The sequence below is a fragment of the Micromonospora sp. ATA51 genome, from assembly GCF_016802855.1.
In the GTDB taxonomy this organism is placed as follows: Bacteria; Actinomycetota; Actinomycetes; order Mycobacteriales; family Micromonosporaceae; genus Micromonospora; species Micromonospora sicca.
Window position 1 is genome coordinate 1 of the sequence record NZ_JAEVHJ010000136.1, and the last position, 16,467, is coordinate 16,467.

Annotated in this window: 7 protein-coding genes and 5 pseudogenes; 4 read left to right on the plus strand and 8 right to left on the minus strand. The window is 73.4% G+C overall.

What is annotated here, in order from left to right; all coding sequences use genetic code 11:
- Nucleotides 1-216 (plus strand): annotated as a pseudogene (locus JNW87_RS20720) (TetR family transcriptional regulator); the annotation flags it as partial.
- 25 nt (nt 217-241) lie between these two features.
- Here the strand turns inward: JNW87_RS20720 and JNW87_RS20725 are convergent.
- From JNW87_RS20725 to JNW87_RS20745, 5 genes and pseudogenes are all read right to left on the minus strand, one after another.
- Nucleotides 242-1,680 (minus strand): annotated as a pseudogene (locus JNW87_RS20725) (GuaB1 family IMP dehydrogenase-related protein).
- Nucleotides 1,681-1,931: 251 nt separating this feature from the next.
- Nucleotides 1,932-3,683, minus strand: a complete 1,752-nt coding sequence (locus JNW87_RS20730) for a biotin carboxylase N-terminal domain-containing protein (RefSeq protein ID WP_109804248.1) — start codon at nt 3,681-3,683, stop codon at nt 1,932-1,934.
- A gap of 172 nt (nt 3,684-3,855) precedes the next feature.
- Nucleotides 3,856-5,602, minus strand: a pseudogene (locus tag JNW87_RS20735) (transglutaminaseTgpA domain-containing protein); the annotation flags it as partial.
- Between the two features lie 16 nt (nt 5,603-5,618).
- Nucleotides 5,619-6,917 (minus strand): DUF58 domain-containing protein, encoded by a 1,299-nt coding sequence (locus JNW87_RS20740; protein WP_109804322.1) that lies wholly within the window; start codon nt 6,915-6,917, stop codon nt 5,619-5,621.
- A gap of 1 nt (nt 6,918) precedes the next feature.
- Nucleotides 6,919-7,971, minus strand: a complete 1,053-nt coding sequence (locus tag JNW87_RS20745; RefSeq protein ID WP_109804321.1) for a MoxR family ATPase — start codon at nt 7,969-7,971, stop codon at nt 6,919-6,921.
- Nucleotides 7,972-8,455: 484 nt separating this feature from the next.
- On the opposite strand from JNW87_RS20745, the pseudogene leuS reads away from it, so the two are divergent.
- Nucleotides 8,456-11,294: pseudogene (gene leuS, locus JNW87_RS20750) on the plus strand (leucine--tRNA ligase).
- A gap of 285 nt (nt 11,295-11,579) precedes the next feature.
- On the opposite strand, the gene JNW87_RS20755 reads toward leuS, so the two are convergent.
- The 3 genes from JNW87_RS20755 to JNW87_RS20765 are packed head-to-tail and all read right to left on the minus strand — an operon-like array spanning nt 11,580 to nt 14,219.
- Nucleotides 11,580-12,362, minus strand: coding sequence for a TVP38/TMEM64 family protein (locus JNW87_RS20755; protein WP_375373528.1), 783 nt, complete (start codon nt 12,360-12,362; stop codon nt 11,580-11,582).
- Nucleotides 12,260-12,982, minus strand: coding sequence for a type 1 glutamine amidotransferase (locus JNW87_RS20760; protein ID WP_109804319.1), 723 nt, complete (start codon nt 12,980-12,982; stop codon nt 12,260-12,262). Before JNW87_RS20760 ends, JNW87_RS20755 begins: the two co-directional genes overlap by 103 nt.
- A complete protein-coding gene (locus JNW87_RS20765) occupies nt 12,972-14,219 on the minus strand; it encodes a MurT ligase domain-containing protein (RefSeq protein WP_109804330.1) in 1,248 nt (415 codons plus the stop codon). The genes JNW87_RS20760 and JNW87_RS20765 overlap by 11 nt, the downstream gene beginning before the upstream one ends.
- A gap of 356 nt (nt 14,220-14,575) precedes the next feature.
- Here JNW87_RS20765 and mraZ point away from each other — a divergent pair, with 356 nt between their 5' ends.
- Both mraZ and rsmH read left to right on the plus strand, forming a co-directional pair.
- Nucleotides 14,576-15,007, plus strand: coding sequence for a division/cell wall cluster transcriptional repressor MraZ (gene mraZ / locus JNW87_RS20770; protein WP_089013373.1), 432 nt, complete (start codon nt 14,576-14,578; stop codon nt 15,005-15,007).
- Between the two features lie 208 nt (nt 15,008-15,215).
- Nucleotides 15,216-16,324, plus strand: a pseudogene (gene rsmH / locus JNW87_RS20775) (16S rRNA (cytosine(1402)-N(4))-methyltransferase RsmH).
- Nucleotides 16,325-16,467 lie beyond the last annotated feature (143 nt).

Consider the following 16,467-nt stretch of genomic DNA (forward strand, 5'->3'; position numbering starts at 1 on the left):
GTCGATCGTGCACGGCTTCGCCACCCTCCGGCTGGCCGGCGCCCTGCCGCCCGGCTCGGGCGACAACCCGGAGGACGGCGCCCGCGCCGTGATCCGCCGGCCTGGTCGATCGTGCACGGCTTCGCCACCCTCCGGCTGGCCGGCGCCCTGCCGCCCGGCTCGGGCGACAACCCGGAGGACGGCGCCCGCGCCGTGATCCGCCGCCTCTTCGAGTGACGCCGCCCCCGCGGGGGCCGAGGGGTCACCAGCTGGTGGGGAGGGGCATGCCTTCCGTGTAGCCGGCGGCGCTCTGCACGCCGACGAGGGCCTGCTCGTGGAACTCGTCCAGGTTGCGGGCGCCGGCGTAGGTGAAGGCGCTGCGTACCCCGGAGATGATCTCGTCGATCAGGTCCTCGACGCCGGGCCGGGCCGGGTCCAGGTACATCCGGGCCGTGGAGATGCCCTCCTCGAAGATCGCCTTGCGGGCCCGGTCGAACGCGCTGTCCTCGGCCGTACGCGCGCTGACCGCCCGGGCCGACGCCATCCCGAAGCTCTCCTTGTACCGGCGGCCGTCCGCGTCGGTGTAGAGGTCGCCCGGGGACTCGTAGGTGCCGGCGAACCAGGAACCGATCATCACGTTCGACGCCCCGGCGGCCAGGGCCAGCGCCACGTCCCGCGGGTGGCGTACGCCGCCGTCCGCCCAGACGTGCCGACCCAGCTCCCGGGCCGCCGCCGCGCAGTCGAGGACCGCCGAGAACTGGGGCCGACCCACCCCGGTCATCATCCGGGTGGTGCACATCGCACCGGGGCCGACGCCGACCTTGACGATGTCGGCGCCCGCCTCGACCAGGTCGCGTACCCCGTCGGCGGTGACCACGTTGCCGGCCGCGACCGGGACCGCCGGGTCGAGCTTGCGCACCGCCCGCAGCGCCGAGATCATCCGCTCCTGGTGGCCGTGCGCGGTGTCCACCACCAGCGTGTCCACCCCCGCCTCCAGCAGCGCGGCGGCCTTGCCGGTGACGTCGCCGTTGATGCCCACCGCCGCGGCGATCCGCAGCCGGCCCCGGTCGTCCACGGCCGGCTTGTAGAGGGTGGCGCGCAGCGCGCCCTGGCGGGTGAGCACCCCGACCAGCCGGCGTCCGAGTCCACCACCGGGGCGAGCCGCCGTCGACCGGCCGAGAGCCGGTCGAAGCCGGTACGCGGGTCGGCGTCCGCCGGCACGGTGTGCAGCTCGGTCGACATCACGTGCCGGAGCTGGGCGAACCGGTCCACGCCGACGGTGTCCGCCTCGGTGACCACGCCGAGCGGGCGGCCGGCCTCGTCGACCACGATCACCGCGCCGTGCGAGCGCTTCGGCAGCAGGTGGATCGCGTCGCCGACGGTGTCGGTGGGGCCGAGGGTGATCGCCGTGTCGTGCACCAGGTGCCGCTGCTTGACCCAGGCGACGACGTTGGCCACCACCTCGATCGGGATGTCCTGCGGGATCACCGCGATGGCGCCGCGCCGGGCGACCGTCTCGGCCATCCGGCGGCCGGCGACCGCGGTCATGTTCGACACCACCAGCGGAATGGTGGTGCCGGTGCCGTCGCCGGTGGACAGGTCGACGTCGAGCCGCGAGCCCACCTCGGAGCGGGCCGGCGCCATGAAGACGTCGTTGTAGGTCAGGTCGTGCGCGGGGACCGCGCCATGAAGGAACTGCACCTGAACATCATTCCTGCTCGCGCCCCGGACCGCTCCCGCTGGTGGCCCAAACCACCCGGCTGGCCGCCGTGCGCCCGCGCCGCGAGCCGAGGGCACGGCCGCTGGCCCGGTGTCCGGGCGGCGACGGGTCGCGTCGGGGGGCCATGTACCTGGTGAGCGATATGCCTGGGAGGCATAAATATGACTCACAGGCATATCGCTCGCGGTGGTGTCGGTCCCCGCAGCCGGCGAGCCGGCCGGGAGGCGACGGGTCAGGCGATGGTGCAGATGGCGGCGCCGGCGGTGATGACCGCGCCGACCTCGGCGGAGAGGCCGCTCACCGTGCCCGCCTTGTGGGCGTGCAGCGGCTGCTCCATCTTCATCGCCTCCAGCACGACGACCAGGTCGCCCTCGGCGACGGTGTCGCCGTCGGCCACCGCGATCTTCACGATGGTGCCCTGCATGGGGGAGGTGAGGGCGTCCCCGCTGACCGCCGCGCCCGCCTTGGCCCCGCCACCCCGGCGGGCCGGCTTCTTCGCGGCGGGCGCGCCGGTGGTCGTACCGGCGCCGAGGCCGGCGGGGAGAGTCACCTCCAGCCGCTTGCCACCCACCTCGACCACGACGGTCTCGCGCTCCGCCGGCGCCTCGGCGGCGCCGGCGGCGGCGGTGAAGGCCGGGACGGTGTTGTCGAACTCGGTCTCGATCCACCGGGTGTGCACGGTGAACGGCTCGGCGGTGAACGCCTCGTCCCGGACCACCAGCCGGTGGAAGGGCAGCGCGGTGGCCATGCCGTCCACCACCATCTCGTCCAGTGCCCGGCGGGCCCGCTCGATCGCCTCGGCCCGGGTCTCGCCGGTGATGATCACCTTGGCCAGCAGCGAGTCGAAGTTGCCGCCGATCACGTCGCCGGCCGAGATGCCGGTGTCCACCCGCACACCCGGGCCGGTGGGGAGCCGCAGCGCGGTGACGGTGCCCGGGGCGGGCAGGAAGTTGCGGCCCGGGTCCTCGCCGTTGATCCGGAACTCGATGGCGTGCCCGCGCGGGGTCGGGTCCTCGGTGAAGCGCAGCTTCTCGCCGTCGGCGATGCGGAACTGCTCACGGACCAGGTCGATGCCGGCGGTCTCCTCGGTGACCGGGTGCTCCACCTGCAGCCGGGTGTTCACCTCCAGGAAGGAGATGATGCCGTCGGCGCCGACCAGGTACTCGACGGTGCCGGCGCCGTGGTAGCCGGCCTCCCGGCAGATGGCCTTGGCGCTGTCGTGGATCTGCCGGCGCTGCGCCTCGGTGAGGAACGGCGCGGGGGCCTCCTCGACCAGCTTCTGGTGCCGGCGCTGCAGCGAGCAGTCCCGGGTGCCCACCACGATCACGTTGCCGTGCTGGTCGGCCAGGACCTGCGCCTCGACGTGCCGCGGCTTGTCCAGGTACCGCTCGACGAAGCACTCGCCCCGGCCGAACGCGGCGACCGCCTCCCGGGTGGCCGACTCGAAGAGCTGCGGGATCTCCTCCATCGTGCGGGCGACCTTGAGGCCGCGACCGCCGCCGCCGAAGGCGGCCTTGATGGCCACCGGCAGGCCGTGGTCGACGGCGAAGGCCATCACCTCGTCGGGGCTGCCGACCGGGTCCGGGGTGCCGGGGACCAGCGGCGCGCCGGCGCGCTGGGCGATGTGCCGGGCGGTCACCTTGTCGCCGAGGTCGCGGATGGCCTGCGGGGTGGGGCCGACCCAGGTCAGCCCGGCGTCGATGACGGCCTGGGCGAAGTCGGCGTTCTCGGAGAGGAAGCCGTAGCCGGGGTGCACGGCGTCGGCGCCGGACTTCCCGGCGATGTCGATCAGCTTGTCGATCCGCAGGTAGCTCTCCGCCGCGGTGTCGCCGCCGAGCGCGTACGCCTCGTCGGCGAGGGTGACGTGCAGGGCGTCCCGGTCGGAGTCCGCGTAGACGGCGACGCTGCCCAGACCGGCGTCGCGGCAGGCGCGGATGACGCGGACGGCGATCTCGCCGCGGTTGGCGATGAGTACCTTGCGCACCTTGGTGGCTCCTCCCGGGAGGTCGATGCCGGGAGTGTATCGGCCGGCCTCTGCGGCCCTAACGATCGCTCAGTGTGGGATGCCGCACTCGAACGCCGAGCACTAGTCAAACTTGTTTATTACGCTTGTCCGATGTCGGCGACGCGGATGATGATTCTCGGGCTGGTCAAGTGGATGCAGCCGGTGCACGGCTACGACGTGCGCCGCGAGCTGCTGAGCTGGAGCGCGGACAAGTGGGCCAACATCCAGCCCGGTTCGATCCCTGGACGCTCGCCGCCGGGGTGGCGTCGAACGGCACCCAGCCGATCCCGCCGAAGAAGACCTCCGTCCAGGCGTGCAGGTTCCGGTTGGTCAGCACGTACGTGTCGCCGCCCGAGTTGCTGCCGTTGGTGAAGCCGAACGCCACCCGGGCCGGGATGCCGGCCCGGCGGACCAGCCACGCCATCGCGGCGGCGTACTGCTGGCAGAAGCCGACCTTGGTGGCGAGGAAGTTGGTGATGTCGTCGCCGCTCGTGCCGCCCTTGGTGGACAGCGAGTAGGTGAAGCCGTTCTCGACCGAGAAGTAGCCGTAGATGGCCCGCACCTTGTCGTAGTCGTTCTGCTTGCCCTCGACGAGCTGGTCGACCAGCTTGTCGACCTCGCGTACCACCGGGGCCACGGTCTGCTGGCGCAGCACCGGGTCGTCGGCGGAGAGCGACGGCGCCGCGCGCAGCGCCGCCGGGCTGTACGTCGAGCGGACGTAGTCGAACGAGTAGCGCTTGCCCCGCGAGTTCTCCCGGTTGGAGAAGAGGATCTGGAGGTTCGGGTCGTAGAGCCAGCTGCCGCTGAGGTCCTCGGCCTTCACCGGCTCCGCGTACACCGGCAGCAGGGGCATGTTGAGGTTCTTGGTCACCTCGACGGTCGCCCGGTAGCGCTCCTGCTTGACGCCCCGGCCGGCCCGCTCCGTCGGGTCGGGCAGGGTCCGGTTGGCCGGCCGGCCGGTCGGGACCCGCACCCGGAAGCCGTCCGGGCGCAGCTCGTCGGCCACCCCGAAGCGCAGGTAGAACGGCGCCGGCTCGGTGGTGGTGACCTTGACCAGGTCGGCCACCTCGGACTGGTTGAGCTGGCCGCTCAGCGCGGCGAACAGGTCGATCCGGCCCGGGCTGCCGCCCTGCCCCGGCCGGCCGGTGCCGTTGCCCGTCCCGGAGCCGACCGCGTCCATCAGGCCGCCGGTCATCCCCGGCACGGCCAGCGGCAGCGCCACGGCCAGCGCGACGCCGACCACGGCCAGCCGGCGGCCGGCGGCGGCCAGCGGCGACGCCTCCCACACGTCGACGTCCCGGCCCTCGCCGGTGAACCGGCGGCCGAAGCGGCGTACCCGGTCGACGTTGTCGGTGACCAGCAGCCACAGGTATCCGCAGGCGCCCACCACGAACGGGGTGGCGGGGACGCTGTCCACGTAGACCGCCACCGGCACCGAGTAGATCGCCAGCATCGGCAGGCCGGCCAGCGCCGGCCGGCGCAGCCCCACCGCCAGCACGTCGACCACGACCGCGACCCCGCCGATGCCGAGCACCGTGAGGAACAGCAGCGAGTCGACGTCGCACCTTCACGCCGTACGAGCGCATGTCCTGCACCGACGCGCCGAACAGCTCGCCGAAGTGGGCGAAGGTGCCCGGGGTGGGCAGGAACGCGAGCAGCTCGGTGCCGCCCGGGAAGATCCAGGTGAGGGCGAGCAGCAGGCCGGCGAGCATGGCCAGCACCTGGCCCCACAGCGGGGCCCGGACCAGCCGGCTCAGCGCGGCCGCCCCGGCCACCACCGCCACCACGATGGCCGCCTGGACCAGCCACGTCCAGCGCTGGAAGATGGCCGACAGCGGCGCCGCGGCCAGCAGGGTCGCCGCGGCGGCGACGAAGCCGAGGTTCCGGGTCGCGGTCACGAGGTCGTCCTTCCGGTCATCGCACGCCTCCGGCCACCGTCTCGGCCAGCGCCGCCCGCAGCGCGAAGCCCTGCGAGCCGCGGGCCGCCTGCGGCCACAGCACCGGCAGCCGGCTGCCGTGGTCCACGCCGATCACCCGCCACCCGCTCTGCAGCAGGGCGAGCGCCGCGGCGCCGTGCGCGTGCTCCGCCTCGGCCCGGGCCTTCGCCGGCAGGTTGAGCCAGGTGGAGCTGTCCAGGACGAAACCGACGCAGGTGGCGCCGCTGCCCCGCAGCCCGCCGAGGAGTTCCGCCTCGGCCGTGCTCAGCGCACCGAACAGGCCGATGATCAGGCCGCCGTCGGCCCGCTGCCGGACCTGCTGGACCAACGTGGTGATCTCGACCCGCTTGTCCAGCCGGACCTCGGCGAGGTGGTCGAGGAGCAGCCCGTCGCCGGCCCCCTCGGTGGCGTCCACGTCGGCGCCGGAGCCGGTGACCAGGCGCAGCTTGTACCCGGCCTGGCGCAGGTGCACCGCGATGCTGGCCGCGGCGGAGACCGCCCACTCGAAGCTGGCCGTCGGCCCGTCGCCCCGGTGGCCGAAGGCGCGGGTGTCCAGCACCACCGTGGCCCGGCTCTCCCAGGGCTGCTCCTCGCGCCGCACCATCAGCTCACCGGTGCGGGCGGTGGACTTCCAGTGCACCCGGCGCAGGTCGTCGCCCACCCGGTACTCCCGGGTGGCCGCGTCGTCCTCGCCGTGCACCGCCACCGAGCGGGCCCGGCTGTCGCCGCTGCCGGCGTACTCGCCGGGCAGGCGGACCGTGGGCAGCGGGGTGACCTGCGGGATGACGGTGAGGTGATCGGTGCTGGGGAAGGCGCGGGTGAGCTCGCACAACCCGAACGGGTCGGTGAGCCGGACCACCAGCGGGCCCACCTCGTACCGGCCCCGCACGTCGGCGCGGACCGTGTACGCCACCGAGCTGGCCTGGTGCGCGCCGAGCCGCTCCAGCACCACCCGGGGCCGGCTGCCCAGGGCGTACGGCAGCCGGTCCTCCAGCAGCAGGGTGCCGGTGGGCAGCCGGGACAGGTTCTGCAACCGCAGCACCACCCGGGAGCTGGCCCCGACCGGCACCCGGTGCGGCTCCAGCGACCGGTTGCAGGCCAGCTTGTACCGGCTGCGCCCGACGTACGCCGCCGCGAGCAGCGGCAGGACGGCGAGCAGGATGGCCACCCGCAGCAGGTCCTTCTCGCCGAGGATGCCGGCGGAGACCGCGGCGGCCAGCGCGGCCGCCAGGAACGAGCGGCCCCGGGTGGTCAGTCCGCGCAGGCCGTCGCGCACCTCACGGCCTCCGAGGCTCGAACGGCCCGTGGCCGTTGCCGCTGGCCGGCCGGGTGTCGTACGGGGAGCGCTTGCGGTCGTGCGGCAACGGCAGCCGGTGCACCAGCTCGGCGACGATCGCGTCGGTGGTGCGGCGGGCCAGCTGCGCGTCGGCGGTCGGGATGATCCGGTGCGCCAGCACCGGCACGGCGAGCGCCTGGAGGTCGTCGGGCAGGACGTAGTCGCGCCCCTCCAGCGCGGCCACCGCGCGGGCGGTGCGCAGCAGCTGGAGGGTGGCCCGGGGGGAGGCGCCGAGGCGCAGGTCCGGGGCCTCGCGGGTGGCGGTCACCAGGTCGATCGCGTACTGCTTGACGGCGTCGGCGACGTGCACCTGCCGGACGGTCGCGATGAGCCGGCGCACGATGGCCGCGTCGGAGACCGGGCGCAGCTCGTTCAGCGGGTCGGTGGCCCCGTGACCGTCCAGCATGGCCAGCTCGGCGCCGACGTCCGGGTAGCCCATCGCGATCCGGGCGGTGAACCGGTCGCGCTGCGCCTCCGGCAGCGGGTACGTCCCCTCCATCTCGATCGGGTTCTGCGTGGCGATCACCATGAACGGGGTCTGCAACTGGTAGGTCACCCCGTCGACCGTGACCTGCCGCTCCTCCATGCACTCCAGCAGGGCGGACTGGGTCTTCGGCGAGGCCCGGTTGATCTCGTCGCCGACCACCAGGTTGGCGAAGACCGCGCCGGGGCGGAACTCGAAGTCGTGCGTCTCCTGGTTGTAGACGCTCACCCCGGTGACGTCGCTGGGCAGCAGGTCGGGGGTGAACTGGATCCGGCGCACCGAGCAGTCGATCGAGCGGGCGAGGGCCTTGGCCAGCTTGGTCTTGCCGACGCCGGGGACGTCCTCGATGAGCAGGTGGCCCTCGGCGAGCAGCACGGCCAGGGCGAGCCGGACGGTGGCCGTCTTGCCCTCGATGACCTGCTCGATGTTGGCCACGATGGCCTCGCTGGCGGCGCGGAACTCGTCGTGCGGCAGCAGACCGCCCACCTCGTCCCAGGTCTGTTGTGTCACGGGCCTCCTCCTCGTCGCCGGACGGCAGCTCTGTATAGAGCACCTGGACCCGCCGTTGGGTTCGCGTCGTGCGAGCCTCGTTTGCCGCAGAAATCTCACTGGCCTCTCAGGCTAACCATGTTTGTCGTGATCGCCGACCCCCGCAGCCGGTCGGTCGGTTACGCCCGGAATATTCGCCGGACGGGGGACGCGTGCCCGTTTGCGGCTCGATGACCGGAGTCCCGCCGGGCACCGCGCGGCGGCGGGCGACGGGACCGGGGGAGAACGCGGCGGCGGGCCGGACGTGCCCCACGCGTGCCGGCGGGCGGCGGGGCCGTCCCCGCGCGGGGTACACTGCCGGTCATGGCCGGAGTCTTCCTGCTTCTTACCGGGCCGTGCTGATGCGCTGAACGCGCGACAGCACGGCGGCCCCTCCTGCGTGAGGGGCTTTTTTGTGCCCTGAGCAGACCTCCCCATATCCGACATGAAGCGCCGAGGAGACGCCATGAGCGAGGCAGCCGCACCGGCGACCGACATTCCCCCGTTCCGGTACACCGCCGCCCTGGCCGGCGAGATCGAGCACCGCTGGCAGGACAGCTGGGCGCGGGAGGGCACCTTCCACGCGCCGAACCCGGCCGGGCCGCTGGCCGACCCCGACCACCCGCGGGCGGGCGCGGAGAAGCTGTACGTGCTGGACATGTTCCCGTACCCCTCCGGCGCGGCCTGCACGTCGCCACCCGCTGGGCTACATCGGCACCGACTGCTTCGCCCGCTACCAGCGGATGGCCGGGCGGAACGTGCTGCACGCGATGGGCTTCGACGCGTTCGGCCTGCCCGCCGAGCAGTACGCGGTGCAGACCGGCACCCACCCGCGCACCACCACGGTGGCGAACATCGAGCGGTACAAGGAGCAGCTGCGCCGGCTGGGACTGGCCCACGACGAGCGGCGCACGGTGGCGACCATCGACACCGACTTCTACCGCTGGACCCAGTGGATCTTCCTGCAGATCTTCAACTCCTGGTACGACGCGGAGGCCGGTAAGGCCCGCCCGATCGCCGAGCTGATCGCCGAGTTCGAGGGAGGCAACCGGCCCACCCCGGACGGCCGCCCCTGGGCGGAGCTGACCGTGGCCGAGCGGCGGGCGATCGTCGACGACCACCGGCTGGCGTACGTCTCGGAGGCGCCGGTGAACTGGTGCCCGGGGCTGGGCACCGTACTGGCCAACGAGGAGGTCACCGCCGACGGTCGCTCCGAGCGGGGCAACTTCCCGGTCTTCAAGCGCAACCTGAAGCAGTGGATGATGCGGATCACCGCGTACGGTGACCGGCTGCTGGACGACCTGGACACCCTGGACTGGCCGGAGCCGATCAAGCTGCAGCAGCGCAACTGGATCGGCCGGTCCACCGGCGCGCACATCGACTTCCCCACCACCCTGGAGCCGATCCGGGTGTTCACGACCCGGCCGGACACCGTCTTCGGCGCCACCTACATGGTGCTGGCCCCCGAGCACGAGCTGGTCGACGTGCTGGTGCCGGCGGCCTGGCCGGCGGGGACGAAGGACGCCTGGACCGGCGGGCACGCCAGCCCGCGGGCGGCCGTCGAGGCGTACCGGAAGGCCGCCGCGGCCAAGACGGACGTGGAGCGGCAGGCCGACACCAAGGAGAAGACCGGCGTCTTCGTCGGCGCGTACGCGACCAACCCGGTCACCGGCGGGCAGATCCCGATCTTCATCGCGGACTACGTGCTGGCCGGCTACGGCACCGGCGCGATCATGGCGGTGCCCGGGCAGGACGAGCGGGACTGGGCCTTCGCGGAGGTCTTCGACCTGCCGATCGTGCGGACCGTGCAGCCGGCCGACGGCTTCGACGGCAAGGCGTACACCGGGGACGGCCCGGCGATCAACAGCGCCGCGCCGGACCGCGGCCTGGACCTGAACGGCCTGGGAGTCGCCGACGCCAAGGCGACGATCATCGCCTGGCTGGAGGCGAACGGGTACGGCGCCGGCGCGGTGACCTACCGGCTGCGCGACTGGCTGTTCTCCCGGCAGCGCTACTGGGGCGAGCCGTTCCCGATCGTGTACGACGAGACCGGGGCCGCCATCGCGCTGCCCGAGTCGATGCTGCCGGTCGAGCTGCCCGAGGTGGACGACTTCTCGCCGAAGACGTTCGACCCGGAGGACGCCGACAGCAACCCGGAGACCCCGCTGTCCCGGCGGCGCGACTGGGTGGACGTGGAGCTGGACCTGGGTGACGGGCCGAAGCGCTACACCCGGGAGACCAACGTGATGCCGCAGTGGGCCGGCTCCTGCTGGTACGAGCTGCGCTACCTGGACCCGACGAACACCGCGCGGTTCGTCGACCCGGCGAACGAGGCGTACTGGATGGGACCGCGCGGGGCGGGCGACTGCGGGGGCACCGACCTGTACGTCGGCGGCGCCGAGCACGCCGTGCTGCACCTGCTGTACGCCCGGTTCTGGCACAAGGTGCTGTACGACCTGGGGCACGTCTCGTCGTTCGAGCCGTTCCGCAAGCTGTTCAACCAGGGCATGATCCAGGCGTACGCGTTCCGGGACGCCCGCGAGGCCGTGGTGCCGGCGGAGGAGGTCGTCGAGGTCGACGGCCGCTTCTTCCACGGCGAGACCGAGGTGCGCCGCGAGTACGGCAAGATGGGCAAGTCGCTGAAGAACGTGGTCACCCCGGACGAGATGTGCGCGGCGTACGGCGCGGACACCTTCCGGGTGTACGAGATGTCGATGGGCCCGCTGGAGGTGTCCCGACCCTGGGACACCCGCGCGGTCGTCGGCTCGTACCGGTTCCTGCAGCGGGTCTGGCGGGCGATCGTCGACGAGCAGACCGGGGACCCGCGGGTCACCGACGTGCCGGCCGACGAGGCCACCCGCCGGCTGCTGCACCAGGTGATCGACGGGGTCCGCGGCGACATGGAGGGGATCCGGTTCAACACCGCGATCGCCAAGCTGATCGAGCTGACCAACGCGCTGACCCGGCTGTCCGCCACGCCGCGGGAGGTGGCCGAGCCGCTGGTGCTGATGCTGGCGCCGTTCGCTCCGCACATCGCCGAGGAGCTGTGGCGGCGGCTGGGCCACGACGGCTCGCTGGCGTACGCGGACTTCCCGACCGCCGACCCGGCGATGCTGGTCGCCGAGACGGTGACCTACCCGGTGCAGATCAACGGCAAGGTCCGCGGCCGGATCGAGGTCCCCGCCGACGCGCCCGAGGACGAGGTGCGCGCGGCGGCGCTGGCGGCGGTCGCCGGTCCGCTGGCCGGCAAGGAGCCGCGCAAGGTCATCGTGGTGAAGGGGCGGATGGTCTCGGTCGTCGCCTGACGCTCGCCGACCCGGAGGCGCGCCCACCTCGGGGCGTGCCTCGGCGTGGCCGGGGCCAGGGCGGTCGAGACGGGTGCTCGGCGTTCCGGCGGCTTTCGTGCCGTTCGGCGGGAGGCGGATGCGGTCCCGAGCGATATGACGCTGGGGCATACTTATGACTTTCAGGTATGTCGCTCGCGGGCAGTCCCGCTCCGGGATCGGCCGGCACCGGCGCGACCGGCTGCCCCGACAACGCAGGCGTCACGTGGCGGGTCCGCCGGGGCTACGGCCGGGGAACCGGCCGCATCAGGCCGGGCTCGGCCGGCGCCGCCGTTCGGCGCGCCACCAGCGGTGGATCAGCACCACGCTGGCGATCAGCCCGAGGCTGGCCGGCGCGGCGGCGTACCAGTTGACGTGGCCCGGCGAGCTGACCGCCGCGCCGAGGGCGGCGTAACCGAAGGCGGTCGGGGCGGAGGCGATCACGCTGCCGGCCAGGAACGGCAGCACCCGGGCGCTGGTCGTGCCGTACCCGTAGCTGACCAGGCCGAAGCCGGCGATCGGCAGCAGCCGGACGGTAACCACTCCGAGCACGTTCTGCCGGGCGAACCAGCCGTCGAGGCGGGCCAGTCGGCCGCGGACCCGTTCCGCGACGAACTCCCGGCCGAGCAGGCGGCCGACGGTGAAGCCGACCGCCGCGGCCAGCAGCGCGGCGCCGAGGGCGTACCCGGCGCCCTCCAGGGGGCCGAAGATCGCCCCGGCCGCGAGCGTGACGAAGGTCCGCGGCACGAGCGCCACCAGCAGCAGCGCCCCGCCGGCGATCGCGGCGACCGGGGCGTACCCGTCGAGGGCGTCGGCCAGCCGGGGGAGCTGGGCCGGGTCCGGCCGGGGCATCAGGAGCAGCAGGACGCCGAAGCCGGCGAGCAGGAGCAGCAGCAGGGCGAACCGCCGTGCCGACGGCTGGCGGAGCAGCCGCCGGACGGTGGGGATCACGCCCGGGCGGCGGCCGCCACCGCGGCGCGGCGTTCCGAGCGGAGCCGCTCGGCCCAGGTGTCGTCCAGCGCGGGGAGCTGGTGGACGCCGGTGGCCCAGCGCAGCAGCAGGTCGGCCAGCGCCGGGTTGCGGGCCAGGGCGGGCCCGTGCGAATACGTGCCGAGCAGCTTGCCCCGCCACGCGCCCTCGGTGGCGCCGTCGTTGCCCACCCCGGTGGTGACCCGGGCCAGCGGCGAGACGCCCGGCCCGAGGTGGGTGCGTCCGCCGTGGTTCTCGAAGCCGGACAGTGCCGGAATGCCGAGCCGCGGGTCGACCTCGCCGGCCAGCTCGCCGACGGCCCGGGCGGGGCCGCGGTCGGAGGAGAGGTCGAGCAGCTCCAGTCCCGCACACTTGGTGCCCTTGGCGAAGAACGAGCTGCCGAGAAGCTGGTAGCCGGCGCAGACGCCGAAGACCACCGAACCCTGGGCCACCGCCCGGTGCAGCCCGCCGTCGGCGAGCAGCCGCTGGGCGCCGAGCGCCTGCGGGCCGTCCTCGCCGCCGCCGATCAGGTAGATGTCGGCGGTGGCGGGCAGCCGCTGGTCGGAGCGGACCTCCAGCACCTCGACCGGCATGCCGCGCAGCTGGGCCCGGCGGGCCAGGATCAGCATGTTGCCCCGGTCGCCGTAGGTGGAGAGCAGGTCGGGGTAGATCCAGACGATGCGCAGGCTCTCAGTTGACACGGTCCAGCTCCGCTCGGATGTCCTGGAAGGCGGTGTAGTTGGCGATGACCTCCAGGCGGCCCGGTGGCACCGCCCGGATCGCGTCGTCGAACGTCCGCACGTGCTGGAACGGCACGCCGTTGACGTCCAGCCGGACGGCCAGGTCGTACGCCCGGTCGCCGGTGATCAGCACCTGCCGACCGCGCAGCGGGGCGAAGTCGACGTCGAAGAGCCAGGAGGTGTCCAGCCCGTCGGGGTCGCGGGCGTTGATGGAGAGCAGGGTGGGCGCCTCGTCGGCCATGTCGAACGCCTCCAGCCAGCTGGCCGGGTTCTTGGCCAGCAGCAGCCGGATGTTGCGCCCGTCCCGATCCACCTGGGCGTAGCGGCCGGCGACCGAGCTGACCGTGCCGAGCCGGGACACCGCGTCCACCGGGCGTACGCCGAACTCGGCGGCCACCGCGAGGGCGGTCGCGGCGTTGCCCAGGTTGACCTTGCCGGGGAGCTGGAGCTGCACCTTGTGCCAGGCGCCGGTCGGGTCGAGCACGCCGTCGTCCTCGACGGTCCACTGCGGCTCGGGGCGGCGCAGCGGGCAGCCGGTGCACCGCCACTGCTCGCCCGAGCGCTCGATGGTCGAGCCGCACTCCGGGCACACCCACGAGTCGTCGTGCCAGCGCTGGCCGGCGCTGAACCAGGTGACGTGCGGCGGGATGTGGCCGCGGGCGGGGTCGGCGGGCGGGGTGGCGGCCCAGACGACCATCGGGTCGTCGGCGTTGGCGACCACCCGCACGTCGGGGTGCTGGACCAGCGCGGCGCGCCAGAGCTGCGCCATCATGGCGACCTCCTTGGCCCGGTCGAGCTGGTCGCGGGAGAGGTTGAGCAGCGCCACCACGTGCGGCTCGGTGGCCTCCAACACCTGGGCCAGGTAGTGCTCGTCCACCTCGAGCACCGCGTACGGGGTGCTGCCGGCCTTGGCCAGGGCCGAGGTGTGGCCGGTGGGCATGTTGGCGCCGAAGGAGTTGGTGGCGACCCGGCCGAGCACTCCGACGGCGGCGGTGGCGAGCCGGGTGGTGGTGGTCTTGCCGTTGGTGCCGGACACCAGGGCGATCGCCCGCCCCGCCGACAGGTGCACGAGCAGGTCGGGGTCGATCTTGAGGCCGATCCAGCCACCGATCACCGAGCCGTCGCCACGGCCGGCCGCCCGCGACAGCGCCGCGGCGGTCCGCGACACCGAGCTGGCCACCTTTGCCCGCAGGGGCATCTTCGCGTCCGTCACCCGAGCGAGGTTACCGGACCCGCGGCGCCACCAGATCGCCGCGGACCGCGATCCGTTCGGCCGGGGTGACCCGGCGGGACGGCCGGTCGACGCTCGGCCGGATGGAGTCGATCAATGTCGGGTAGCGGACGCGGCCGGCGGGCCGCCGCGGCCCTCCACTCCGCCCCACCCCCTTTGACGTGCGCTTTTGCGCTCGGAAACGCCGCGCCACGCGGGCGTTTCTGGTTGCGGGTGGAGGGAAGTGGAGTAGAGTGGGGCGCAATGGTGAGGCCGGGAGGGCCGCACCGGCCCGGGGGGTCAGCGGCGCCGCGAACGCCGCTCAGGGCGAGGGGGTTGGGCCGATGTTCCTCGGCACCCACACTCCGCGCCTGGACGACAAAGGCCGGTTGATCCTTCCGGCGAAGTTCCGGGATGAGCTGGCGGGGGGTGTCGTGATCACCAAAGGGCAGGAGCGCTGCCTCTACGTCTTCCCGATGCCCGAGTTCCAGCGGATCGCGGAGCAGTTGCGCGCGCAGCCGATGACGCACAAGGCGGCCCGGGCCTACAGCCGGGTCTTCTTCGCCAGCGCGCACGACGAGGTCCCGGACAAGCAGGGCCGGGTGACCATTCCCGGGCATCTGCGCTCGTACGCCGCCCTCGACCGCGATCTGGTCGTGATCGGCGCGAGCACCCGGGTGGAGATCTGGGACAGGGCGGCCTGGGAGGCCTACCTCGCGGAGAGCGAAGACGACTTCGCCGACATCGAGGAGGGGGTGCTGCCCGGCGGTCTGTAGGGCGTGGCGACGCCCGGCGTACTGCGAGATCTCCAGCCGCTTTCGAGTTCCTGGCACCCCTTCCCCGGTGCCAGGCGCACGATCCGTATCGGGGGGCCGCGGCCTCCGGCGGGCGGGAGCGGATGGGGATCTGGCGGTATGGCGAGGCGTCGTGGCGACGGCAGGACGCGACACGGACGGAAGTGGGTTTCAACCAGTGGGGGTCGACATGGGGGAGCTACGTGGCACGCACGTGCCGGTGCTGCTCGAGCGGTGTCTCGAGTTGCTGGCCCCCGCGCTGGGTCGGAACGCGCGCACCGTCTACGTCGACGCGACGCTCGGCCTGGCCGGGCACGCCGAGGCGGTCCTTCAGGCGCACCCGAACACGGTGCTGATCGGCCTGGACCGGGACACCGAGGCCCTCGCCCACGCGCGGGTCCGGCTGGCCCGGTTCGCCGACCGGATCCACCTCGAGCACGCCGTCTACGACGAGCTGCCCGAGGTGCTCGACCGGCTCGGCTACCCGGCGATCGACGGGATCCTGTTCGACCTCGGCGTCTCGTCCCTGCAACTGGACGCGCCCGACCGCGGGTTCGCGTACGCGCAGGACGCGCCGCTGGACATGCGGATGGACCAGACCCGGGGGGTGACCGCCGAGGAGGTGGTCAACACCTACGGCCACCCGGAGCTGGCCCGGGTGCTGCGGGTGTACGGCGAGGAGAAGTTCGCCGGGCGGATCGCCTCGGCGATCATCCGGGAGCGGGAGCGCGCCCGGATCACCTCGTCGGCGCGGCTGGCCGAGCTGGTCAGAGAGAGCATTCCGGCACCAGCCCGACGAACCGGGGGACACCCGGCAAAGAGAACGTTTCAGGCTTTACGGATCGAGGTAAACAGGGAGCTGGCAGCGCTGGAGACGGCGCTGCCGGCCGCTCTCGACAAGCTCACCGTGGGCGGCCGCATGGTGGTCCTGTCCTACCACTCGCTGGAGGACCGGCTCACCAAGCAGGCGCTCGCCGACCGGGTCCGCAGCAAGGGCCCGATCGACCTCCCGGTCGAACTGCCCGGGTCGGGTCCGACGTTCCGGCTGCTCAGCCGGGGCGCCGAGCTCGCCGGGGAGGCCGAGGTGGCCGCGAACCCGCGCGCCGCCTCGGTGCGGCTGCGGGCCGCGGAACGGCTCGACCCGGAGGCGGCCCGGCAGGGGCGTACCGACCGCGAACGGTACCGCCGCCGGGTCAAGGCGATGCACCAACCGGGGACGGGGTCACCGGGGTCCGCGAGGGATCCCGGTCGGCCCCCGGGGACGGCAGTGGGACGGACGAAGAGGGGGAGGGGACATGAACGTCAACAGGCGCGACGGCCGGGACACCGGCATCGGGCAGCGCGCACGCGGTCGGGGGGCCGGACCGCGGCGCAGCGCACCACGCGAGGGGCGACCGCGACGGCGGAGGCCGAGCGGCTCGACCGCCGGGAGGAGACCCGCG

Bases quoted from the DNA above. Each gene is read 5' to 3' on its own strand.
- JNW87_RS20765 (WP_109804330.1), bottom strand. From the start codon at position 14,219: ATGCCCCTGCGGGCAAAGGTGGCCAGCTCGGTGTCGCGGACCGCCGCG.
- mraZ (WP_089013373.1), top strand. From the start codon at position 14,576: ATGTTCCTCGGCACCCACACTCCGCGCCTGGACGACAAAGGCCGGTTG.